The organism is Luteibacter sp. 1214 (assembly GCF_031455395.1).
Lineage (GTDB): Bacteria > Pseudomonadota > Gammaproteobacteria > Xanthomonadales > Rhodanobacteraceae > Luteibacter > Luteibacter mycovicinus.
The window spans coordinates 62,150-83,816 of the sequence record NZ_JAVDSQ010000003.1; the positions used below are offsets into that span (position 1 = coordinate 62,150).

At 62.3% G+C, this 21,667-nt stretch carries 24 protein-coding genes; all 24 read right to left on the bottom strand.

What is annotated here, in order from left to right; all coding sequences use genetic code 11:
- Positions 1–110: 110 nt before the first annotated feature.
- Positions 111–461, bottom strand: coding sequence for a 50S ribosomal protein L18 (gene rplR / locus J2X57_RS08610; RefSeq protein WP_036115451.1), 351 nt, complete (start codon positions 459–461; stop codon positions 111–113).
- A 30-nt stretch (positions 462–491) separates the two neighbouring features.
- Positions 492–1,019, bottom strand: a complete 528-nt coding sequence (gene rplF / locus J2X57_RS08615; protein ID WP_036115453.1) for a 50S ribosomal protein L6 — start codon at positions 1,017–1,019, stop codon at positions 492–494.
- Positions 1,020–1,030: 11 nt separating this feature from the next.
- Positions 1,031–1,426 carry a 30S ribosomal protein S8 gene (gene rpsH, locus J2X57_RS08620; RefSeq protein ID WP_036115455.1) on the bottom strand — a complete coding sequence of 132 codons (396 nt, stop codon included), beginning with the start codon at positions 1,424–1,426 and terminating at the stop codon, positions 1,031–1,033.
- Between the two features lie 167 nt (positions 1,427–1,593).
- Positions 1,594–1,899, bottom strand: a complete 306-nt coding sequence (gene rpsN, locus J2X57_RS08625) for a 30S ribosomal protein S14 (protein ID WP_036115457.1) — start codon at positions 1,897–1,899, stop codon at positions 1,594–1,596.
- Positions 1,900–1,913: 14 nt separating this feature from the next.
- Positions 1,914–2,453, bottom strand: a complete 540-nt coding sequence (rplE, locus tag J2X57_RS08630; RefSeq protein ID WP_036115460.1) for a 50S ribosomal protein L5 — start codon at positions 2,451–2,453, stop codon at positions 1,914–1,916.
- Between the two features lie 12 nt (positions 2,454–2,465).
- Positions 2,466–2,777 (bottom strand): 50S ribosomal protein L24, encoded by a 312-nt coding sequence (rplX, locus tag J2X57_RS08635; protein WP_036115464.1) that lies wholly within the window; start codon positions 2,775–2,777, stop codon positions 2,466–2,468.
- A 13-nt stretch (positions 2,778–2,790) separates the two neighbouring features.
- Positions 2,791–3,159 (bottom strand): 50S ribosomal protein L14, encoded by a 369-nt coding sequence (gene rplN, locus J2X57_RS08640; protein ID WP_036115467.1) that lies wholly within the window; start codon positions 3,157–3,159, stop codon positions 2,791–2,793.
- A gap of 14 nt (positions 3,160–3,173) precedes the next feature.
- The gene (gene rpsQ / locus J2X57_RS08645; protein WP_036115469.1) at positions 3,174–3,434 is read right to left on the bottom strand and encodes a 30S ribosomal protein S17; all 261 of its coding nucleotides are present in this window, start codon (positions 3,432–3,434) and stop codon (positions 3,174–3,176) included.
- Between the two features lie 11 nt (positions 3,435–3,445).
- Positions 3,446–3,631 carry a 50S ribosomal protein L29 gene (gene rpmC, locus J2X57_RS08650; RefSeq protein WP_036115473.1) on the bottom strand — a complete coding sequence of 62 codons (186 nt, stop codon included), beginning with the start codon at positions 3,629–3,631 and terminating at the stop codon, positions 3,446–3,448.
- Entirely contained in the window at positions 3,631–4,044 is a 414-nt protein-coding gene (gene rplP, locus J2X57_RS08655; protein ID WP_036115475.1) for a 50S ribosomal protein L16, read from the bottom strand. The genes rpmC and rplP overlap by 1 nt, the downstream gene beginning before the upstream one ends.
- 11 nt (positions 4,045–4,055) lie before the next feature.
- Positions 4,056–4,778, bottom strand: coding sequence for a 30S ribosomal protein S3 (gene rpsC / locus J2X57_RS08660; RefSeq protein WP_036115478.1), 723 nt, complete (start codon positions 4,776–4,778; stop codon positions 4,056–4,058).
- Positions 4,779–4,793: 15 nt separating this feature from the next.
- Positions 4,794–5,129, bottom strand: a complete 336-nt coding sequence (rplV, locus tag J2X57_RS08665) for a 50S ribosomal protein L22 (protein ID WP_036115481.1) — start codon at positions 5,127–5,129, stop codon at positions 4,794–4,796.
- Positions 5,129–5,401, bottom strand: coding sequence for a 30S ribosomal protein S19 (gene rpsS, locus J2X57_RS08670; protein ID WP_029213892.1), 273 nt, complete (start codon positions 5,399–5,401; stop codon positions 5,129–5,131). The genes rplV and rpsS overlap by 1 nt, the downstream gene beginning before the upstream one ends.
- Positions 5,402–5,414: 13 nt before the next feature.
- Positions 5,415–6,236 (bottom strand): 50S ribosomal protein L2, encoded by an 822-nt coding sequence (gene rplB / locus J2X57_RS08675; RefSeq protein WP_036115484.1) that lies wholly within the window; start codon positions 6,234–6,236, stop codon positions 5,415–5,417.
- 18 nt (positions 6,237–6,254) lie between these two features.
- Positions 6,255–6,548, bottom strand: coding sequence for a 50S ribosomal protein L23 (gene rplW / locus J2X57_RS08680; RefSeq protein WP_036115487.1), 294 nt, complete (start codon positions 6,546–6,548; stop codon positions 6,255–6,257).
- Positions 6,545–7,147 carry a 50S ribosomal protein L4 gene (gene rplD, locus J2X57_RS08685; protein ID WP_036115490.1) on the bottom strand — a complete coding sequence of 201 codons (603 nt, stop codon included), beginning with the start codon at positions 7,145–7,147 and terminating at the stop codon, positions 6,545–6,547. Before rplD ends, rplW begins: the two co-directional genes overlap by 4 nt.
- A gap of 11 nt (positions 7,148–7,158) precedes the next feature.
- A complete protein-coding gene (gene rplC, locus J2X57_RS08690; RefSeq protein WP_036115493.1) occupies positions 7,159–7,800 on the bottom strand; it encodes a 50S ribosomal protein L3 in 642 nt (213 codons plus the stop codon).
- Between the two features lie 20 nt (positions 7,801–7,820).
- Positions 7,821–8,132 (bottom strand): 30S ribosomal protein S10, encoded by a 312-nt coding sequence (gene rpsJ / locus J2X57_RS08695; RefSeq protein ID WP_014402136.1) that lies wholly within the window; start codon positions 8,130–8,132, stop codon positions 7,821–7,823.
- 460 nt (positions 8,133–8,592) lie between these two features.
- Positions 8,593–9,783 carry an elongation factor Tu gene (gene tuf, locus J2X57_RS08700; RefSeq protein ID WP_036115500.1) on the bottom strand — a complete coding sequence of 397 codons (1,191 nt, stop codon included), beginning with the start codon at positions 9,781–9,783 and terminating at the stop codon, positions 8,593–8,595.
- Between the two features lie 50 nt (positions 9,784–9,833).
- A complete protein-coding gene (gene fusA, locus J2X57_RS08705; RefSeq protein ID WP_036115501.1) occupies positions 9,834–11,957 on the bottom strand; it encodes an elongation factor G in 2,124 nt (707 codons plus the stop codon).
- A 26-nt stretch (positions 11,958–11,983) separates the two neighbouring features.
- A complete protein-coding gene (gene rpsG, locus J2X57_RS08710) occupies positions 11,984–12,451 on the bottom strand; it encodes a 30S ribosomal protein S7 (RefSeq protein WP_036115503.1) in 468 nt (155 codons plus the stop codon).
- 16 nt (positions 12,452–12,467) lie between these two features.
- Entirely contained in the window at positions 12,468–12,842 is a 375-nt protein-coding gene (gene rpsL / locus J2X57_RS08715) for a 30S ribosomal protein S12 (RefSeq protein ID WP_036115505.1), read from the bottom strand.
- Positions 12,843–13,016: 174 nt separating this feature from the next.
- The gene (rpoC, locus tag J2X57_RS08720; protein WP_043692604.1) at positions 13,017–17,231 is read right to left on the bottom strand and encodes a DNA-directed RNA polymerase subunit beta'; all 4,215 of its coding nucleotides are present in this window, start codon (positions 17,229–17,231) and stop codon (positions 13,017–13,019) included.
- Positions 17,232–17,256: 25 nt separating this feature from the next.
- Complete coding sequence (gene rpoB / locus J2X57_RS08725) at positions 17,257–21,426, bottom strand: DNA-directed RNA polymerase subunit beta (protein ID WP_036115511.1); 4,170 nt, start codon at positions 21,424–21,426, stop codon at positions 17,257–17,259.
- Positions 21,427–21,667: the final 241 nt, after the last annotated feature.

Consider the following 21,667-nt stretch of genomic DNA (forward strand, 5'->3'; position numbering starts at 1 on the left):
CGGCATGGTAGTTAGCCGGGACTTCTGTTTACGGCTCGGTCGCCGCTTGGAGTTGTAGTTACAGCGGGCGGCACCGGTCCCTGAGGACCGATACCGTGGCCTGACGCCTCTTAGAACTTGAGGCCGGCCTCACGAGCCGCATCGGCCAGAGCCTTGATGCGACCGTGATAGCGGAAACCCGAGCGGTCGAACGCGACAGCTTCGATACCGGCGGCCTGGGCGCGCTCGGCAACGATGCGACCCACCGTGGTGGCGGCTTCAATGTTCTTCTTGCTCTTGAGACCTTCGGCAACCGAGCTCTGCACGGTCGAGGCGGCTGCCACGACGGTGCCGTTCGGCGCGAAGACCTGGGCGTAGATGTGCTGACCGGTGCGGTGCACGCTCAGGCGGGCGACGGCGAGCTCACGGATGTGGGCACGGGTCGACTTGGCGCGGCGCAGGCGGGATGTATTCTTGTTCATCGTCTGGTCTCCAGAAAGCGGATAGGCCGATTAGGCCTTCTTGGCTTCCTTCAGGATGATCTTCTCGCCGGCGTAGCGAACGCCCTTGCCCTTGTAGGGCTCCGGCGAACGGAAAGCACGGATCTTGGCGGCCGTCTGGCCCACGAGCTGCTTGTCGGCACCCTTGATAAGGATTTCCGTCTGCGTCGGGACTTCGATGGTGATGCCTTCCGGCGCATCGAACACGACCGGGTGCGAGAAGCCGAGGGAAAGGTTTACGGCCTTGCCTGCCAGCTGCGCGCGGTAACCGACGCCGACGAGCTCGAGCTTCTTCTCGAAGCCGCTGGCCACGCCGGTCACCATGTTGGCGATGATCGCGCGGGCGGTGCCGCCGAACTTGTCGTCTGCACCGTCGGCCAGAACGATCGTAAGGACGCCATTGTCCTGCGAGAGCGAGACGCCCGGCAGCTCGTGGGTCGTCAGGGTGCCCTTCGGGCCCTTGACCGAGACCGTGCCATTGGCGACGGAGACTTCAACGCCCTTCGGGAGGGTGATGGGGAGCTTGGCTACGCGTGACATATCGGGACTCCTTACGCCACCTGGCCGATGACTTCGCCGCCCAGACCCTTCGAACGGGCCTGCGCGTCGGTCAGGAGACCGGCGGAAGTCGAGATGATCGAGATACCCAGGCCACCGAGGACCTTCGGCAGCTCGTCCTTGCCGCGGTAGACGCGGAGACCGGAACGGCTGACACGGGAAATGGTTTCAATGGCCGGACGGCCTTCGAAATACTTGAGCTTGATCTCGAGGACCGGCTTGCCCGCTTCGTCAGCGGTACGGGCGTCGAGGATGTAGCCTTCGTTCTGAAGAAGCTTGGCCAGGGCCAGCTTCACTTTCGACGACGGCATACGTACAACCGCTTTGCCAGACGCCTGGCCGTTGCGGATGCGCGTAAACAGATCGGCGATGGGATCAGTCATGCTCATAAGAAAAACCCTTGAGAGTACCGATATCCGTATGACCGGAAATCTTAAATTGTAGTGCCGACAAATCGTCGGTCTGCATTGCGCAGACCGACGACTATAGCAGCATGAGGCGGCCTGGACAAGTTTTGTCCAGGACCACCCTCCCCCGCCGGAGCGGAGGCTGTTTTTTACCAGCTAGCCTTGCGCAGACCCGGGACGTCACCACGCATGGTGGCTTCGCGGAGCTTGTTGCGGCCGAGGCCGAACTTGCTGTAAACGCCACGCGGGCGGCCAGTCAGTGCGCAGCGGTTACGCTGGCGCGACGGGCTCGCATCACGGGGAAGCTTCTGCAGCTTCGTCTGGGCTTCCATCTTCTCGTCGTACGAAGCGGTCGCGCTCAGAACGATCGCCTTGTATTCCGCACGCTTGGCAGCGTACTTCTTGACGAGCTTGGTGCGCTTGAGGTCGCGCTCGACCATCGAGGTCTTGGCCATGTTCTACCTGTTGATCAGTTGCGGAACGGGAAGCTGAAAGCTTCCAGCAGCGCCTTGGCTTCTTCGTCGGTCTTCGCGGTCGTGGTGATGGAGATATCCATACCGCGCAGCGCGTCAACCTGATCGAAGTCGATTTCCGGGAAAATGATCTGTTCCTTGACGCCGAAGTTGTAGTTACCACGGCCATCGAAGGCACGGCCCGAGACACCACGGAAGTCGCGCGTACGCGGCAGCGAGATGTTGATCAGGCGGTCCAGGAATTCCCACATCTGGGCACGACGCAGCGTGACCTTGCAACCGATCGGCCAGCCATCGCGGATCTTGAACGAAGCGACCGACACGCGGGCCTTCGTCGTGATCGGCTTCTGACCGGCGATCTTCGTCATGTCGGCAACGGCGTTATCGAGGATCTTCTTGTTACCGGCAGCTTCGCCGACGCCCATGTTGAGCGTGATCTTCGTAATGCGCGGAACCTGCATCACATTCTGGTAACCGAAGCGCTCAGTGAGCTTCTGCATTACCGACTCTTTGTAAAACGTTTCAAGACGGGTCATGACTTCGGTTCCTTACGCGTCGACTACTTCGCCGGAGCGGAACACGCGCACCTTGCGCCCGTCCTCGAGCGTCTTGGTGCCAGCGCGCTCGCCCTTGTTCGTGGCGGAGTTGAAGAGCTGTACATTGGAGATATGGATCGAGGCCTCACGCTCGACGATCCCACCCGGCTGGTTGGCCTGGGGGTTCGGCTTGGTGTGGCGCTTGACCAGGTTGACGTTCGAGACGACAACGCGGTCGCCATCGACGCGCAGCACGTCGCCGCGCTGCCCCTTGTTCTTGCCGGTGATGACGACGACGTTGTCACCCTTGCGGATACGGTTCATGTCTGGCCTCCGCTCAGAGCACTTCGGGCGCGAGCGAGACGATCTTCATGAACTTCTCGTTGCGCAGCTCGCGGGTAACCGGCCCGAAAATACGGGTGCCGATCGGCTCGAGCTTATTGTTGAGGAGGACGGCCGCGTTACCGTCGAAACGGATAACGGAACCGTCAGCGCGGCGCACACCCTTGGCGGTACGAACCACCACGGCGTTGTACACCTCACCCTTCTTGACCTTACCGCGAGGAATGGCGTCCTTGATGGTCACCTTGATCACATCACCGACGCTGGCGTAACGGCGCTTCGAGCCGCCCAGCACCTTGATGCACATCATTTCCTTCGCACCGCTGTTGTCCGCTGCGGAAAGCGAGCTTTGCACCTGAATCATGGCTGCTCTTCTCCTTAGACTTCAGCGCGCGTGACGATTTCGACCACGCGGTGATGTTTGGTCTTCGACAGCGGACGGCATTCCGCGATCCGCACCAGGTCGCCCTCGTTCGCACCGGTCTCGTCATGTGCGTGGAGCTTCGTGGAGCGGCGGATGATCTTGCCGAGCAGCGGATGCTGCACCTGACGCTCGATCAGAACCGTTACGGTATGGTCCATCTTGTTGCTGATGACACGACCCGTGAGGGTGCGCGCCGTCTTCGTGTTATCACTCATGTCCGCCGTCCTTACTTCTTAGCGCCGAGCACGAACTTCGTGCGGGCGATGTCACGCCGAACGCGGCGCAGCTGGTGCGGCTGAGTGAGCTGACCGGAGCCCTTCTGCATGCGCAGATTGAACTGCTCCTTGCGAAGGTCCAGCAGATCCTGCTTAAGCTCTTCCGCCGACTTCTGATTGATATCTTTGCTGGCCATTACATCACCGCCCTGGAGACGAACTGGGTCTGGACGGACAGCTTTGCTGCGGCCAGACGGAACGCTTCGCGTGCCGTCGTCTCGTCGACACCTTCGATTTCATAAAGCATGCGACCGGGCTGGATCGGAGCGACCCAGAACTCGACGCTACCCTTACCGGCGCCCATTCGAACTTCGATCGGCTTGCGGGTGATCGGCTTGTCCGGGAAGACCCGGATCCAAAGCTTGCCGCCACGCTTGACGAAACGCGTGATGCAACGACGGGCCGCTTCGATCTGACGTGCGGTCAGCTGACCGTGCGTCGTCGCCTTGAGGCCGTACTCGCCGAAGCTCACGAGATTGGAGTTGAACGCCAGGCCGTCATTGCGGCCCTTGAACTGCTTGCGGAACTTAGTGCGCTTAGGTTGCAACATGGCAACGCTCCTTACTTGGCCGTCCGCTCGCGGCGGTTTTCACCACCGTCGCGGCGCGACTGCTGAGGCTGCTGTTCTTCCTTCGACTCGGCCGTAGCTGCCGCCAGATCGAAGATCTCGCCCTTATAGACCCATACCTTGACACCGATGATGCCGTACTGGGTCTTGGCTTCGGCGGTGCCGTAGTCGATGTCCGCACGCAGCGTGTGCAGCGGAACGCGACCTTCACGGGCCCACTCGGAGCGAGCGATCTCGGCGCCATTCAGACGGCCGGAGACGTTGATCTTGATGCCCAGGGCACCGAGGCGCATCGCGTTACCAACCGAGCGCTTCATGGCGCGGCGGAACATGATGCGACGCTCGAGCTGCTGAGCGATCGATTCAGCGACGAGCTGGGCATCGAGCTCCGGCTTACGGACTTCGCTGACGTTGATGTGCGTCGGGACGCCCATCATGTCGGTGACTTCCTTACGCAGCTTCTCGATGTCCTCACCCTTCTTGCCGATCACCACGCCCGGACGGGCGGTGTGGATCGTCACGCGGGCGGTCTTGGCCGGGCGCTCGATCTGGATCTTCGAGATACCCGCGGCGGCGAGCTTCTTGCGGAGCATCTCACGGACCTTCAGGTCCGCTGCGAGATACACAGCATACTCACCCTTGTTTGCGTACCACTTCGAGTTCCAGTCCTTGGCAATGCCGAGGCGGATACCGGTGGGATGAACTTTATGACCCATCGTCTCTTACCCCAGTCAGTTGCCAACAACCACAGTGATGTGGCTGGTGCGCTTCAGGATGCGCGAACCGCGGCCTTTGGCGCGGGCGTACATACGCTTCATCGCCGGACCTTCGTCGACGAAGATGCGTGCGACCTTCAGCTCGTCGACGTCGGCACCGAGATTGTTCTCGGCGTTGGCGACGGCGGAGAGCAGCACCTTGCGAACAAGGTGAGCGGCCTTCTTGTTGGTAAAGGCGAGCACGTCGCTGGCTCGGCCCACGGGCAAACCGCGGACCAGGTCAGCCACCAGGCGTGCCTTCTGCGCCGAGATGCGGGCGCTGCGCAGGATCGCTTTGGCTTCGGTGCTCATCACTTGCCCTTCTTGTCGCCGGCGTGGCCCTTGTACGTGCGGGTCACCGCGAACTCGCCGAGCTTGTGCCCGACCATGTTCTCGTTGATCAACACAGGCACATGCTGGCGGCCGTTGTGGATGGCGATGGTCAGACCGACCATCTCCGGCAGGATCATCGAACGACGCGACCAGGTCTTGATCGGACGCTTGTTATTGGCGGAAACGGCGGCTTCCACCTTTTTCACGAGGTGCAGGTCGACGAACGGACCTTTTTTTAGAGAGCGCGGCATGATCGTTTCCTAATTACTTGCGACGACGCACGATGAACTGTTCGGTGCGCTTGTTGTTGCGCGTCTTGTAGCCCTTGGTCGGCGTGCCCCACGGCGAGACCGGATGACGGCCACCGGAGGTCTTGCCTTCACCACCGCCATGCGGATGGTCGACCGGGTTCATGACGACGCCGCGGACGGTCGGACGAATACCTGCCCAACGCTTCTTACCGGCCTTGCCGAGCTTGCGCAGGCTGTGTTCGGAGTTGCCGACTTCACCGATGGTGGCGCGGCATTCAACCGGGACGCGACGCATTTCGCCGGAGCGAAGACGCAGCGTGGCATAGCCCTGCTCGCGAGCGACCAGCTGGACCGAAGCGCCGGCGGAGCGTGCGATCTGCGCACCCTTGCCCGGCTTCATCTCGATGCAGTGGATCGTGGAACCGACCGGGATCGAACGAAGCGGCAGGCAGTTGCCCGGCTTGATTGGGGAGTCGGAACCCGACACGAGACGATCGCCAACCGCCACGCCCTTCGGCGCGATGATGTAGCGGCGCTCGCCGTCGGCGTAGCACAGCAGCGCGATGTGCGCGGTGCGGTTCGGATCGTATTCAAGACGCTCGACAACGGCGGCAATGCCTTCCTTGTCGCGCTTGAAGTCGATGATGCGGTACGCCTGCTTGTGACCGCCGCCGCGATGACGGGTGGTGATGCGACCGTAATGGTTGCGACCGCCGGTCTTCGACTGCGATTCGGTCAGGGGCGCGTAAGGAGCGCCCTTGTACAGACCTTCGGTCCGCACGCTGACAGCGTCGCGGCGGCCCGGGGAGGTCGGCTTGTGAGTGATCAGTGCCATCTCAATTCAACTCCTGGCTCAGGCCTTGGCCGACACGTCGATCGTATGACCGTCGGCGAGGCGCACGTAGGCCTTACGCTTGCCCTGGCGGTTGCCAGTGCGGAAGCGGAACGACTTGACCTTGCCCTTCGTGTTAACGAGGTTCACATCCAGGACTTTGACGTCGAAGAGATGTTCCACCGCTGCACGGACATCGGCCTTGGTCGCCTCAGGCGCCACGACGAAAACGTACTGGTTATTCTCAGCAAGGCGAGCCGACTTCTCGGAGATGTGCGGCGCGCGAAGCGTATTAAGCGTGCGTTCGGTGCTCATGCGAGCCACTCCTCGACCTTCTTGACCGCGTCCACCGTCATGACGACGTAGTCGCTACCGACCAGGCTGACCGGATTCAGGGCCAGCACGTCGACGACGTGGATGTACGGAATGTTGCGAGCGGACAGGTACAGCGCTTCAGTGGCGTCTTCCGACACCAGCAGCACGCGACCCTTGACTTCGAGCTCGGCCAGCTTGGCGATCATGCCCTTGGTGCTCGGGGCTTCCATCGACAGCTCGGACACGACCTTCAGGCGATCCTGACGGTTGAGTTCGGCGACGATCGAACGGATCGCGACGCGGTAAGCCTTGCGGTTGACCTTCTGCTCGAAGCTGCGCGGCTTGGCCGCGAACGTCACACCACCGCCGACAAAGATCGGGGCGCGGTAATCGCCGTGGCGTGCGCCGCCACCCTTCTGCTTCTTGAACTTCTTGGTCGTACCGGACATCTGACCGCGAGACAGCTGAGCCTTCGTGCCGGCACGGCCAGCCGCCTGATAGGCGGTGACGACCTGATGCACGAGGGCCTTCTTGTACTCGCCGCCGAACACGTCGTCCGACACGGTGAGCGCCTTGGCGCCAATAACGTTGAGTTCCATGGCGTCTCTCCTCAGCCCTTGGTCGTCGGGCGGATCACGACATCACCACCCGGCGCGCCCGGGACTGCGCCCTTGACTGCGATGAGGTGACGCTCGGAATCGACCTTGACCACTTCGAGGCCCTGCTGGGTGCGGTTGACCGCGCCCATGTGGCCCGACATCTTCTTACCAGGGAACACGCGGCCCGGTGTCTGACGCTGACCGATCGAGCCAGGGGCGCGATGCGACAGCGAGTTACCGTGCGTGGCGTCGCCCATCTTGAAGTGGTGACGCTTGATGGTGCCCTGGAAACCCTTACCCTTCGACACGCCGGCGACGTCGACCGTCTGACCGACAGTGAACACGTCGTCAGCCTTGATCTCGGTGCCGATCGCGTACTTGCCTGCGTCTTCCGCGGAAACGCGGAACTCCCACAGACCGCGGCCGGGCTCGACCTTGGCGTTAGCGTAGTGACCCTTCAGCGGCGAGGTGAGGAGCGAGGCGCGCTTGGCACCCGTCGTCACCTGCACGGCGCTGTAGCCGTCGTTTTCTTCGGTCTTCACCTGCGTCACACGATTCGGGGTCGCTTCAATCAGCGTCACCGGAATCGAGCGGCCGTCTTCGGTGAAGAGCCGGCTCATGCCGCACTTGCGGCCAACCAGTCCGATACTCATCTTCGTATCCTTTTATCCGCTCAGCCGAGCTTGATCTGCACGTCAACGCCAGCCGCGAGATCGAGCTTCATGAGCGCGTCCACGGTCTTGTCGTTGGGGTCGACGATGTCCAGAACGCGCTTGTGCGTACGGGTCTCGTACTGGTCGCGGGCATCTTTGTCGACGTGCGGCGACACCAGAATGGTGTAGCGCTCAATCTTGGTCGGCAGCGGGATCGGGCCGAGGACCGTAGCGCCGGTGCGCTTGGCCGTCTCGACGATTTCGCTGGCCGAACGATCGATCAGACGATGATCGAACGCCTTGAGCCGGATGCGAATCTTTTGGTTCGCCATAAAAACCGTGTCCTGTTATCGAAAGAACGTTCTTGTGATTCGGAATGGCTTCTCGCCACCCCGCACAACCCTTGTTACTGACTTACGGGTGTCGCAACGGGCCGAACTGGAACGGTGTGGCACCGCCCGGGACGACCCGAAAAAGTCAGGCAGGCCGTATAAACGGCCTGCCTAGACAGAAAAGTATAGAATACACAACGACATCGGTCAACAGAGCTCGCGCCCGTTGGCCTGGCTGGCACTCTATGCGGCATCCATGCCTGCGAACTCGAAGCACATTCCGTGCGCCTCATTTCGCGGTGAGCCCGTCCCGAAGGACTTAGGGCTGATATAACTCGGCGAATATAGCCGGTCTGCCGGAGAAAAGGAAGCCCCTGCTCAAAAAATAACCAAAAAAAAGCGGGAGCTTTCGCTCCCGCCTCTTGAACAGCCGGACAGGTCACCCTGCCCCGGCGATTTCTTACTTGTTGATCTTGGCGACGACGCCGGCGCCGACGGTACGACCGCCTTCGCGGATCGCGAAGCGCAGACCTTCGTCCATGGCGATCGGGAAGCCCAGGGTCACCGAGATCTTCACGTTGTCGCCCGGCATCACCATCTCGACACCTTCCGGCAGCTTGATCGAACCGGTCACGTCCGTGGTACGGAAGTAGAACTGCGGACGATAGTTGCTGAAGAACGGCGTGTGACGGCCACCCTCGTCCTTCGAAAGGATGTACACCTCACCCTCGAACTCGGTGTGCGGCGTGACCGACTTCGGAGCAGCCAGCACCTGGCCGCGCTCGACGTCTTCACGCTTCAGGCCGCGAACCAGCACGCCGACGTTGTCACCGGCCTGACCCTGGTCCAGCAGCTTGCGGAACATTTCCACGCCCGTGACCGTCGTCTGCTGGGTGTCCTTCAGACCGACCACTTCGGCCGGGTCACCCACCTTGACGATGCCGCGCTCGACGCGACCGGTCAGCACCGTGCCGCGACCCGAGATCGAGAATACGTCTTCGACCGGCAGCAGGAACGGCTTGTCGATCACGCGCTCCGGCTCCGGAATCCAGCTGTCCAGCGCATCGACCAGCTTGATGATCGACGGCACGCCGATTTCCGACTGGTCGCCGTCCAGCGCAAGGCGGGCCGAACCGTGAACGATCGGGGTGTCGTCGCCCGGGAACTCGTACTTCGACAGCAGTTCGCGAACTTCCATCTCGACCAGCTCGAGCAGCTCGGCGTCGTCGACCATGTCGGCCTTGTTCAGGAACACGACGATGTACGGCACGCCGACCTGACGCGAGAGCAGGATGTGCTCGCGGGTCTGCGGCATCGGGCCGTCAGCGGCCGAGCACACCAGGATCGCGCCGTCCATCTGCGCCGCACCCGTGATCATGTTCTTCACATAGTCAGCGTGGCCCGGGCAGTCGACGTGACCGTAGTGACGGTTCGGCGACTCGTATTCCACGTGCGCGGTCGAGATCGTGATGCCGCGTGCCTTCTCTTCCGGCGCCGCATCGATCGAACCGTAGTCCTTGAACTCGCCACCGAAACGCTCGGCGCCGATCTTGGTCAGCGCGGCGGTCAGCGTGGTCTTGCCGTGGTCGACGTGACCGATGGTGCCGACGTTGACGTGCGGCTTCTTACGCTCGAACTTACCCTTTGCCATGACTCTGAAACCTCTGAAAAATCGTTAAAAGTTTTTATGAAGAAGCCCGATCAGGACTTCTTCATGACCTCGTCGGCGACATTCTTCGGCGCCGGCTCGTAATGATCGAATTCCATCGTGAACGTCGCACGACCCTGGGTCTGCGAACGCAGCGAGGTCGCGTAGCCGAACATTTCGCCGAGCGGAATCATCGCGTTGACGGTCTTACCCGACGGCGTCTCTTCCTGACCGGTCAGCATGCCACGACGGCGGCTGATGTCGCCCATGACGTCACCGACATAGTCTTCCGGCGTCACGACCTCGACCTTCATGATCGGCTCGAGCAGAACCGGCTTCGCCTTGGCAAAGCCCTGCTTGAACGCCATCGATGCGGCGAGTTTGAACGCCATTTCCGACGAGTCGACGTCATGGTACGAACCGAAGACCAGCTTCACCTTGACGTTGACGACCGGGAAGCCCGCGAGCGGACCGCTGGTGATCGTCTCACGGAGGCCCTTCTCGACCGAGGGAATGAATTCCTTCGGGATAACGCCGCCGGTGATGTCGTTGATGAACAGGAAGTCGTCCTTGATGACCAGCTTCGGATCGGCGCGATCAGCATCGGTGATCGGCGACAGCTCGATCACGACGTGACCGTACTGACCCTTACCACCGGACTGCTTGGCGTGCTTGTAATCCGACTTGACGTCCGAATCCTGAATCGTCTCGCGGTAAGCGACCTGCGGCTTGCCGACGTTGGCTTCGACGTTGAACTCGCGACGCATGCGGTCCACCAGGATGTCCAGGTGAAGCTCGCCCATGCCCGAGATGATCGTCTGGCCCGACTCTTCATCCGTCTTGACGCGGAAGGACGGATCTTCCGCGGCCAGACGGCCGAGAGCGATACCCATCTTTTCCTGGTCCGACTTGGTCTTCGGCTCGACCGCCATCGAGATCACCGGCTCCGGGAACGTCATGCGCTCCAGAGTGATGATGTGATCCTGCGCGCACAGCGTGTCACCGGTCGTGACGTCCTTCAGGCCGACCGCGGCGGCGATGTCGCCCGCGCGGACTTCCTTCAGTTCGTGACGCTCGTTGGCGTGCATCTGCAGGATGCGGCCGATGCGCTCCTTCTTCGACTTGACCGGGTTGTACACCTGGTCACCGGCATTCAGCGTGCCCGAGTAGACACGGAAGAACGTCAGCGCGCCGACGAACGGGTCGGTCATGATCTTGAACGCGAGCGCCGAGAACGGAGCGTCGTCCTTGGCCGGACGGGTATCCGGCTTTTCGTCCTCGTCGATGCCTTCGACCGGCGGACGGTCGAGCGGCGACGGGAGCAGATTGACGACCGCGTCGAGCATCGCCTGGACGCCCTTGTTCTTGAACGCCGTGCCGCAGAACACCGGGATGATCTCGCTCTTGAGCGTGCGCAGGCGCAGGCCCTCGATGATCTCTTCCTCGGTCAGCTCTTCGCCGCCCAGGTACTTGTCCATCATCTCTTCCGTGGCCTCGGCCGCGGCTTCGATCATGGCGGTACGGGCCGACTCGGCCTTTTCCTGGAGGTTCGCCGGGATGTCCTGGTACTCGAACTTCATGCCCTGGGACTCCATGTCCCAGATGATCGACTTCATCTTGAGGAGGTCGACGACGCCCTCAAAGCCATCTTCGGCACCGATCGGGACCTGCATCTCGACCGGGTTGGCGCCGAGACGAGCCTTCAGCTGATCGACGACCTTGTAGAAGTTCGCGCCGGTGCGGTCCATCTTGTTGACGAACGCAAGGCGCGGCACCTTGTACCGGTTGGCCTGACGCCAGACGGTTTCGGACTGCGGCTGCACGCCACCCACGGCGCAGAGCACGAACACCGCACCGTCGAGGACGCGGAGCGAGCGCTCCACTTCGATGGTGAAGTCGACGTGTCCCGGGGTGTCGATGATGTTGAAGCGGTGCTCGGGCAGCGAACGATCCATGCCCTTCCAGAATGCCGTGGTGGCAGCGGAAGTGATGGTGATGCCGCGCTCCTGCTCCTGCTCCATCCAGTCCATCGTAGCGGCACCGTCGTGCACCTCGCCAATCTTATGACTGACACCGGTGTAGAACAGGATGCGCTCCGTGGTCGTGGTCTTGCCGGCGTCGATGTGAGCCATGATGCCGAAGTTGCGGTAGCGCTCGATGGGCGTAGTGCGTGCCACGGTCTTTCCTCAATCTGGAGCTGTAATTACCAGCGGTAATGCGAGAAGGCCTTGTTGGCCTCCGCCATGCGGTGCGTTTCTTCGCGCTTTTTGACGGCGCCGCCACGGGATTCCGAGGCTTCGAGCAGTTCAGCGGCCAGCTTGCGCGGCATGGACGTCTCGCCGCGCTTGCGCGCCGCGTCGATCACCCAGCGCATGGCAAGCGCCATACGACGGCCCGGACGGACTTCGACCGGCACCTGGTACGTAGCACCACCGACACGACGCGACTTGACTTCGACGGCCGGGGCGATGTTGCCCAGGGCCTTCTCGACAAGCTGCACCGGCTCGGCGTGCTTTTCACCGATGTGCTGCAGGGCGCCGTACACGATGGATTCGGCGACGGACTTCTTGCCGGACTTCATCACCATATTGATGAAGCGGGCGATCAGCTGGCTTCCGTGCTTCGGGTCCGGGAGGACCACACGGGCGGGATGGGAACCTTTACGCGACATAATTCTTGTCCTTTACTCAGCTCTTCGGGCGCTTGGCGCCGTACTTCGAGCGCGACTTGCGACGCTTGGTCACGCCGGCGCAGTCGAGACTGCCGCGAACCGTGTGATAACGCACACCGGGGAGATCCTTGACGCGACCGCCACGGATCAGGACCACCGAGTGCTCCTGGAGGTTGTGACCTTCGCCACCGATGTAGCTGATGACTTCGAAACCGTTGGTCAGGCGCACCTTGGCAACCTTACGCAGCGCCGAGTTCGGCTTCTTCGGGGTGGTCGTATACACGCGCGTGCAGACGCCGCGGCGCTGCGGGCTGCTCTGCAGGGCCGGCGAGGCGCTCTTGTACGCCTTCGGGCTGCGGGATTTGCGCACCAACTGGTTGACTGTCGTCATGCGAAGCTATTCCTGAGAAACATAAAGGCAGACCGAAAGATCGGCCCGCCATAAGAACGTTGTTGACGTGCGCCGCCCGCGAAGCGAACTGGCGCCCATCGTCCTTGAATCCGAACACGAGGCGCGTCCCTGCGCCTCATTTCGTATGTACAAGCAAAACCCGCGATACGGGCCTTACTCAGCGCTATCGTTGGACCCGGCAGCGGATTCAGCGAACGTGACGGTCGATGCCGAACCCGAGAGGGTTTCGAGCTCCGAAGCCGTCAGACCGCCCTGGCTACGACGCGAAGCGTGGTATGCCAGACCCGTACCTGCAGGGATTAGCCGCCCAACAATAACATTTTCCTTCAGGCCCCGCAACGTATCCCGGGTACCGCGAACCGCTGCCTCGGTGAGGACGCGGGTGGTCTCCTGGAACGATGCCGCCGAGATGAACGACTCGGTGGCCAGCGATGCCTTGGTGATGCCCAGCAGGACCGATTCGAAGCCGGCGCGACGCTCACCACGAGCCTCCGCGCGGTCATTCTCTTCATTGATCCGGACGCGCTCCACCTGCTCACCGCGCAGGTAGGTGCTGTCACCCGCCTCGGTGATCTCGACCTTACGCAGCATCTGGCGAATGATCGCTTCGATGTGCTTGTCGTTGATTTTCACGCCCTGCAGGCGATAGACGTCCTGAATTTCCTTGACCAGGTACGAAGCCAGCGGCTCCACACCCAGCAGGCGCAGGATGTCGTGCGGATTCGGCTCGCCGTCGACGACGGTTTCGCCCTTCTCCACATGCTCGCCTTCGAAGACGATGACCTGACGCCACTTCGGAATCAGCTCTTCGTGCTCGTTGCCGTCCACGTCCTTGATGATCAGGCGCTGCTTGCCCTTGGTGTCCTTGCCGAAGCTGACGATACCCGAGCGCTCCGCGAGGATCGCCGGTTCCTTCGGCTTACGGGCTTCGAACAGATCGGCGACGCGCGGCAGACCACCGGTGATGTCGCGGGTCTTCGAGGTCTCCTGCGGGATACGAGCGACAACGTCGCCCACGCCCACTTCGGTACCGTTCTGGATCGACACGATCGCGCCGGCCGGCAGGAAGTACTGAGCCGCGATGTCCGTACCCGGCAGCTTGAGCTCGCGGCCCTTGCTGTCTTCCAGGCGAACGATCGGGCGCAGATCCTTGGCCTGCGTACCGCGACGCTTCGGATCGGTGACCACCGCCGACTCGAGGCCGGTGAGTTCATCGGTCTGCGACTGCACGGTGATGCCGTCGATGAAGTCGATGAAGCGCACCACGCCCGCCACTTCCGTAACGATCGGGTGGGTGTGCGGATCCCAGTTGGCGACGGTCTGACCGGACTTGACCGGGTCGCCGTCCTTCACCGAAATCGTCGCACCGTAAGGCACCTTGTAGCGCTCACGCTCGCGGCCGTTGGCATCGATGACGCTCACTTCGCCCGAACGCGAGACGGCGACCAGGTGACCCTGATTGTGCTCGACCGACTTCAGGTTGTTGAACTTCAGCGCGCCGGTGGTACGAACCGTGACGTTATCGACCGCTGCCGCACGAGACGCCGCACCACCGATGTGGAACGTACGCATCGTCAGCTGGGTACCCGGTTCACCGATCGACTGAGCGGCGACAACACCCACGGCCTCACCCATGTTGACCAGGTGACCACGGGCCAGATCGCGGCCGTAGCAGAGTGCGCAGACACCGTGGCTCGCACGGCAGGTGATCGGCGAACGGACCTTGATCAGCTGCACCGAGGCCTTGTCGAGCTTGTCGACCAGGTACTCGTCGAGCAGCGTGTCGCGGGTCACGATGGCCTGGTCGTCGTCGCCGGGGGCGTAGACGTCCTCGACCACCACGCGACCCAGCACGCGCTCGCGCAACGGCTCGACCACGTCACCGCCTTCGACGATCGGGGACATCATGACGCCGTCTTCCGTGCCGCAATCGTGCTCGGTGATGACGACGTCCTGCGCCACGTCGACGAGACGACGGGTCAGGTAACCGGAGTTGGCGGTCTTCAGCGCGGTATCCGCGAGGCCCTTACGAGCACCGTGGGTCGAGTTGAAGTACTGCAGGACGTTCAGGCCTTCGCGGAAGTTCGCCTTGATGGGCGTCTCGATGATCGAGCCATCCGGACGGGCCATCAGGCCACGCATACCCGCCAGCTGACGAATCTGCGCCGCACTACCACGCGCACCGGAGTCCGCCATGATGTACAGCGAGTTCATCGACTTCTGGTTGACCGTCTTGCCTTCCGGGTCCTGGACCTTCTCGGTACCGATACCGTCGATCATCGCCTTGGCGACGAGTTCGTTGGTGCGGGACCAGATGTCGACGACCTTGTTGTAACGCTCGCCGGCGGTCACGAGACCCGACTGGTACTGCTCCTGGATCTCGACGACTTCCTTCTCGGCTTCCTCGAGGATGCCCTTCTTCTCAGCCGGGATCTTCATGTCGTCGATACCGATGGAGATACCGGCACGCGTCGCGAAACGGAAGCCGGTGTACATCAGCTTGTCGGCGAACACGACCGATTCCTTCAGACCGAGCAGACGGTAGCTCTGGTTGATCAGGCGCGAGATGTTCTTCTTGGTCAGCTCGGTGTTGACCAGCGCGAACGGGAGGCCGTCCGGGATGATCTCCATGAGCAGCGCACGGCCCACCGTCGTGTCGACGATGGCGGTACGCGACGACGTCGCACCCTCCGAGTCCTGCTCGGTGATGTGAACGCGGACCTTGACCTTGGCGTGCAGCTCGACGGCGCGGTTGTCGTACGCACGACGCACTTCGCCGACGTTCGCGAACACCATGCCGGCGCCCTTCGCGTTGATCAGCTCGCGCGTCATGTAGTACAGACCGAGCACGACGTCCTGCGACGGCACGATGATCGGCTCGCCGTTGGCGGGCGACAGGATGTTGTTCGACGACATCATCAGGGCGCGCGCTTCGAGCTGTGCCTCGATCGACAGCGGCACGTGGACGGCCATCTGGTCACCGTCGAAGTCGGCGTTGAACGCCGTGCAGACGAGCGGATGCAGCTGGATCGCCTTGCCTTCGATGAGGACCGGCTCGAACGCCTGGATGCCCAGACGATGCAGGGTCGGGGCGCGGTTGAGCATGACCGGATGTTCGCGGATCACGTCTTCCAGGATGTCCCAGACCTGTGCCTCTTCGCGCTCGACGAGCTTCTTCGCGGCCTTGATCGTCGTGGCTTCGCCACGAGCCTGCAGCTTGGCGAAGATGAAGGGCTTGAACAGCTCGAGCGCCATCTTCTTCGGCAGACCGCACTGATGCAGACGCAGCGTCGGGCCGACCACGATGACCGAACGGCCCGAGTAGTCGACGCGCTTGCCGAGCAGGTTCTGACGGAAGCGACCCTGCTTGCCCTTGATCATGTCGGCGAGCGACTTCAGCGCGCGCTTGTTCGTGCCGGTAATGGCACGACCGCGACGGCCGTTATCGAGCAGCGCATCGACCGACTCCTGCAGCATGCGCTTCTCGTTGCGGACGATGATGTCCGGCGCGGCGAGTTCGAGCAGACGCTTGAGGCGGTTGTTGCGGTTGATCACACGACGGTAGAGGTCGTTCAGATCGGAGGTGGCGAAACGACCGCCGTCCAGCGGGACGAGCGGACGCAGATCGGGCGGCAGCACCGGCAGGACGGTCATGACCATCCATTCCGGCTTGTTGCCCGACTCGAGGAACGCCTCGATCAGCTTCACGCGCTTGGTGAGGCGCTTGAGCTTGGTCTCGGAATTGGTCGAAGAGATCTCTTCCTTGAGGCGAATGACTTCGCCCGGCAGGTCGAGGCTCTTGAGCAGCTCGTAGACGGCCTCGGCACCCATGCGGGCATCGAACTCGTCGCCGTGCTCTTCGGTCGCTTCCAGGTACTGGTCTTCGCTGAGCAGCTGGCCGCGCTCGAGCGCGGTCAGGCCTGGATCGATAACCACGAAGGCTTCGAAGTACAGGATGCGCTCGATGTCACGCAGCGTCATGTCCAGCATGAGGCCGATGCGCGACGGCAGCGACTTCAGGAACCAGATGTGCGCGGTCGGGCTGGCCAGCTCGATGTGGCCCATGCGCTCGCGACGGACCTTGGCCAGGGTGACCTCGGTACCGCACTTTTCGCAGACCACGCCGCGGTGCTTCATGCGCTTGTACTTGCCGCACAGGCACTCGTAGTCCTTGATCGGACCGAAGATGGCGGCGCAGAACAGACCGTCACGCTCAGGCTTGAACGTGCGGTAGTTGATGGTTTCCGGCTTCTTCACTTCGCCGTACGACCACGAACGGATCAGCTCCGGCGAAGCCAGAGCGATCTTGATCGCGTCGAAGTCCAGCGTCTGTCGCTGCTGGTTGAACAGATTGAGCAGGTCTTTCATGCGTAATCTCCGGTAGCCGCGACGATCACTTGATCTCTTCCAGCTCGATATCGATAGCGAGCGAACGGATTTCCTTCACGAGCACGTTGAAGGATTCCGGCATACCCGCGGACATCTCGTGGTTGCCGTCGACAATGTTCTTGTACATCTGGTTGCGGCCCTGCACGTCATCCGACTTCACGGTCAGCATTTCCTGCAGGGTGTACGCGGCGCCGTAGGCCTCGAGCGCCCAGACTTCCATTTCGCCGAAGCGCTGGCCACCGAACTGCGCCTTGCCGCCCAGCGGCTGCTGGGTAACGAGCGAGTACGGGCCCGTCGAACGCGCGTGCATCTTGTCGTCGACGAGGTGGTTCAGCTTCAGCATGTGCATATAGCCCACGGTGACCGGGCGATCGAATGCCTCGCCGGTACGACCGTCGAAGAGCACCGTCTGACCGGATTCCGGCAGGCCGGCGAGCTTCAGCATGTGCTTGATCTCGGTTTCTTCCGCGCCGTCGAAGACCGGGGTGGCCATCGGGACGCCGTCGCGCAGGTTGTCGGCGAGCTGGATGATCTCGGCGTCCGTCATCGACTTGAGGTCGACGTGGCGCACCGCACCTTCCGCACCGGCATTGCCGTGGTTGTAGACCTCGTCGAGGAACTCGCGCAGCTTCGCCGGCTTCTCGTTGGCTTCGATCATGGCCGAGATCTTGTGGCCCAGGCCCTTGGCGGCCCAGCCCAGATGGACCTCGAGAATCTGACCGATGTTCATACGCGAAGGCACGCCCAGCGGGTTCAGGCAGATGTCGACCGGACGGCCGTCGGCGGAGAACGGCATGTCTTCGACCGGAACGATCATCGACACGACACCCTTGTTGCCGTGGCGGCCTGCCATCTTGTCGCCCGGCTGGATGCGGCGCTTAACGGCGAGGTACACCTTGACCATCTTGAGCACGCCCGGAGCGAGGTCGTCGCCCTGGGTGATCTTGCCCTGCTTCTCCTTGAAGCGCTTGTCGAAGGCCTCGCGGTGACGCTTGACCTGGTCGGCCGCGCGCTCGAGGAACTCCGAGACTTCCTCTTCCTTGACGTTGATCTTGAACCAGTCGTCTTTCTTCAGCGTATCGAGGTAGGCGTCGTCGATGACGGTGCCGCGCTTGAGACCGCCCGGACCGCTCATCGCGGACTTGCCGACGAGCTGCGCACGCATACGTGCGTAGATGGCGCCTTCGAGGATGCGGAACTGATCGTCCAGATCCTTGCGGATTCGCTTCAGTTCGGTCTCTTCGATCTGCTTGGCGCGCTTGTCCTTCTCGATACCGTCGCGGGTGAAGACCTGCACGTCGATGACATTGCCGTCCATGCCCGGGGGCACGCGCAGCGAGCTGTCCTTAACGTCCGACGCCTTCTCGCCGAAGATGGCGCGGAGGAGCTTCTCTTCCGGCGTCAGCTGGCTCTCGCCCTTGGGCGTGACCTTGCCGACGAGGATGTCGCCCGCCTTCACTTCCGCACCGATGTACACGATGCCGGATTCGTCCAGACGAGCCAGCGCCTGCTCACCCACGTTCGGGATGTCGGCGGTGATTTCCTCGGCACCCAGCTTGGTGTCACGGGCGATGCAGGTCATTTCCTCGATGTGGATCGAGGTGTAACGATCTTCCTGGACCACGCGCTCGGAGATGAGGATCGAGTCTTCGAAGTTGTAGCCGTTCCACGGCATGAACGCGACGAGCATGTTCTGGCCGAGCGCGAGCTCACCGAGGTCGGTCGAGGAACCGTCCGCCAGGGTGTCGCCCACCGCCACGATGTCACCGACGTTCACCAGCGGACGCTGATTGAGGTTGGTGTTCTGGTTGGAGCGGGTGTACTTGGTCAGCGTATAGATATCGACGCCGGCGTCGTTCTCGTCCACTTCCGCTTCGTTGACGCGCACGACGATACGGGCGGCATCGACCTGGTCGATGACACCGCCGCGCTTGGCGGACACGGTAACGCCCGAGTCACGCGCCACGGCGCGCTCGATACCCGTGCCGACGAGCGGCTTCTGGCTGCGCAGGGTCGGAACGGCCTGGCGCTGCATGTTCGCGCCCATCAGAGCGCGGTTCGCGTCATCGTGCTCGAGGAACGGCACGAGTGCCGCCGCGACCGACACCGTCTGCATGGGCGAAACGTCCATGTAGTTGATCTCGGCCGACGGACGCAGCTCCGACTCACCGCGGAAGCGGCAGGAGACGAAGTCTTCGAGGAACTTGCCTTCCTTCGACAGCGGCGAGTTCGCCTGCGCGATAACGTGGTCGCCCTCTTCGATCGCGGAGAGGTAATCGACCTTGTCGGTGACCTTGCCGTTCTCGACCTTGCGGTACGGCGTCTCGAGGAAGCCGTAAGCGTTGGTGCGGGCATACACGGCCAGCGAGTTGATCAGGCCGATGTTCGGACCTTCCGGCGTTTCGATGGTGCAGACACGGCCGTAATGGGTCGGGTGAACGTCGCGGACTTCGAAGCCGGCGCGCTCACGGGTCAGGCCGCCTGGTCCGAGCGCCGACACGCGGCGCTTGTGGGTCACTTCGGACAGCGGGTTGTTCTGATCCATGAACTGCGACAGCTGCGACGAACCGAAGAACTCCTTCACCGCCGCCGCGACCGGCTTGGCGTTGATCAGTTCCTGCGGGGTCAGGCCTTCGGATTCAGCCAGCGACAGACGCTCGCGAACCGCGCGCTCGACACGGACGAGACCGATGCGGAAGGTGTTTTCCGCCATTTCGCCGACCGAACGCACGCGACGGTTACCGAGATGGTCGATATCGTCGACCGTGCCGGTGCCGTTGCGAATGTCGATCAGGACGCGCAGGACGTCGAGGATGTCGGAGGTCTCGCCCTGCTCGGCGACCAGACGCTGCGACTCTTCTTCCTTGCGCTCGGAGAAGTACTTGTGATCGTAGAGCACGCCCGGACCGATGACGTCCTTGCGGCCGACACGGCGATTGAACTTCATGCGGCCGACGCCCGAAAGGTCGTAACGGTCGAAGGTGAAGAACAGATTGAAGAACAGGTTCTGCGCGGCATCCTTGGTCGGCGGCTCGCCCGGACGCATCATCCGGTAGATTTCGACCAGGGCCTCGAGCTGCGTGCGCGTGTTGTCGATGCGCAGCGTGTTCGAGATGTACGCACCACGATCGAGATCGTTGACGTACAGCGTCGGCACGGTTTCGATACCGCCCTTGCGGAACTTCTCGAGGTGCTCGAGGGTGAGTTCGTCGTTGGCCGCGGCGATGATCTCGCCGGTGTCCTTGTCGATCATGTCGATCGCGACGATACGGCCGACCGGATAGTCGTCCGGCACTTCGAGCGTGGTGATCTTCTCGCTGGCCAACTGACGGACGTGGCGCGCGGTGATGCGCTTGCCGGCCTCGACCAGCACCTTACCGTCGACCAGCAGGTCGAACGAGAGGGTCTCACCGCGCAGGCGCTCGGCGACGAGATCGAGCGTGACGCCGCCCTTCTTGCCCAGGTGGAACACGTTGTGCTCGAAGAAGATGTCGAGCATCTCTTCGTTGCCGTAACCGAGCGCGCGCAGGAGCACCGTCACCGGCAGCTTGCGGCGACGATCGATACGGGTGAACAGCGCGTCCTTCGGGTCGAACTCGAAGTCGAGCCACGAGCCACGGTAAGGAATGACGCGAGCCGAGAACAGCAGCTTGCCCGAGCTGTGCGTCTTGCCGCGGTCGTGATCGAAGAACACGCCCGGCGAACGATGCAGCTGCGAGACGATGACGCGCTCGGTACCGTTGATGATGAAGGTGCCGGTGTCGGTCATGAGCGGGATCTCGCCCATGTAGACCTCCTGCTCCTTGACGTACTTCACGGCTTTCTTGGAAGCCGGGCTGTCCTTGTCGTAGATCACCAGGCGGACCGTCGTGCGCAGCGGCGCACCGAACGTCATGCCACGGTTGCGGCATTCACGTTCATCAAACGCGGGTTCGCCGAGCCTGTAGTCGACGTACTCGAGCGCGGCATTGCCGGAATAGCTGGAAATCGGGAACACCGACTTCAGGGCGGCGTGGAGGCCCTTCTCTTCGCGCTGCTTGGAGCTCAGCTGCTCCTGCAGGAATTCCTTGTACGAGTCAGTCTGGATGGTCAGCAGGTTGGGCACGCCCAGCACGGGCGGGCGCTTGCCGAAGTCCTTACGGATGCGCTTCTTCTCGGTAAACGAGTAGGTCATGGTAGGTACCGCCTCGACTCAGTAATGGGTCAATCAAAAATCGGATGGATCGAAAATCGGAGATCGAGATTCGTACCGCAGGGCATCGCTGCCCTCGACTCCCGATGTCCCATTTCCGACAGGGACAGCGTGGAACATGACGCGTGACGCTTCGAACAGGCCGCTGAACGGCCAAAGCCCGGGGGCTTACGCCCCCAGGCTCACTTGACGCTATGTCGAACTACTGGCGCGCAAGGCGCCG

Coding starts and splice junctions, on each gene's coding strand:
- rplR (WP_036115451.1), bottom strand. CDS start 461: ATGAACAAGAATACATCCCGCCTGCGCCGCGCCAAGTCGACCCGTGCC.
- rplW (WP_036115487.1), bottom strand. CDS start 6,548: ATGAGCACCGAACGCACGCTTAATACGCTTCGCGCGCCGCACATCTCC.
- rplP (WP_036115475.1), bottom strand. CDS start 4,044: ATGTTGCAACCTAAGCGCACTAAGTTCCGCAAGCAGTTCAAGGGCCGC.
- rplD (WP_036115490.1), bottom strand. CDS start 7,147: ATGGAACTCAACGTTATTGGCGCCAAGGCGCTCACCGTGTCGGACGAC.
- rplE (WP_036115460.1), bottom strand. CDS start 2,453: ATGACCCGTCTTGAAACGTTTTACAAAGAGTCGGTAATGCAGAAGCTC.
- rpsL (WP_036115505.1), bottom strand. CDS start 12,842: ATGACGACAGTCAACCAGTTGGTGCGCAAATCCCGCAGCCCGAAGGCG.
- rpsC (WP_036115478.1), bottom strand. CDS start 4,778: ATGGGTCATAAAGTTCATCCCACCGGTATCCGCCTCGGCATTGCCAAG.
- rpsN (WP_036115457.1), bottom strand. CDS start 1,899: ATGGCCAAGACCTCGATGGTCGAGCGCGACCTCAAGCGCACCAAGCTC.
- rpsQ (WP_036115469.1), bottom strand. CDS start 3,434: ATGAGTGATAACACGAAGACGGCGCGCACCCTCACGGGTCGTGTCATC.
- tuf (WP_036115500.1), bottom strand. CDS start 9,783: ATGGCAAAGGGTAAGTTCGAGCGTAAGAAGCCGCACGTCAACGTCGGC.
- rpsS (WP_029213892.1), bottom strand. CDS start 5,401: ATGCCGCGCTCTCTAAAAAAAGGTCCGTTCGTCGACCTGCACCTCGTG.
- rplN (WP_036115467.1), bottom strand. CDS start 3,159: ATGATTCAGGTGCAAAGCTCGCTTTCCGCAGCGGACAACAGCGGTGCG.
- rplX (WP_036115464.1), bottom strand. CDS start 2,777: ATGAACCGTATCCGCAAGGGTGACAACGTCGTCGTCATCACCGGCAAG.
- rpsH (WP_036115455.1), bottom strand. CDS start 1,426: ATGAGCATGACTGATCCCATCGCCGATCTGTTTACGCGCATCCGCAAC.
- rpsG (WP_036115503.1), bottom strand. CDS start 12,451: ATGTCGCGTAAAGGTTCCCATCCCGCCCGTGTGGTCCTCCCGGACCCG.
- rplV (WP_036115481.1), bottom strand. CDS start 5,129: ATGAGCACCGAAGCCAAAGCGATCCTGCGCAGCGCCCGCATCTCGGCG.
- rplF (WP_036115453.1), bottom strand. CDS start 1,019: ATGTCACGCGTAGCCAAGCTCCCCATCACCCTCCCGAAGGGCGTTGAA.
- rplB (WP_036115484.1), bottom strand. CDS start 6,236: ATGGCACTGATCACTCACAAGCCGACCTCCCCGGGCCGCCGCGACGCT.
- rplC (WP_036115493.1), bottom strand. CDS start 7,800: ATGAGTATCGGACTGGTTGGCCGCAAGTGCGGCATGAGCCGGCTCTTC.
- rpoB (WP_036115511.1), bottom strand. CDS start 21,426: ATGACCTACTCGTTTACCGAGAAGAAGCGCATCCGTAAGGACTTCGGC.
- rpmC (WP_036115473.1), bottom strand. CDS start 3,631: ATGGCCAGCAAAGATATCAATCAGAAGTCGGCGGAAGAGCTTAAGCAG.
- rpsJ (WP_014402136.1), bottom strand. CDS start 8,132: ATGGCGAACCAAAAGATTCGCATCCGGCTCAAGGCGTTCGATCATCGT.
- rpoC (WP_043692604.1), bottom strand. CDS start 17,231: ATGAAAGACCTGCTCAATCTGTTCAACCAGCAGCGACAGACGCTGGAC.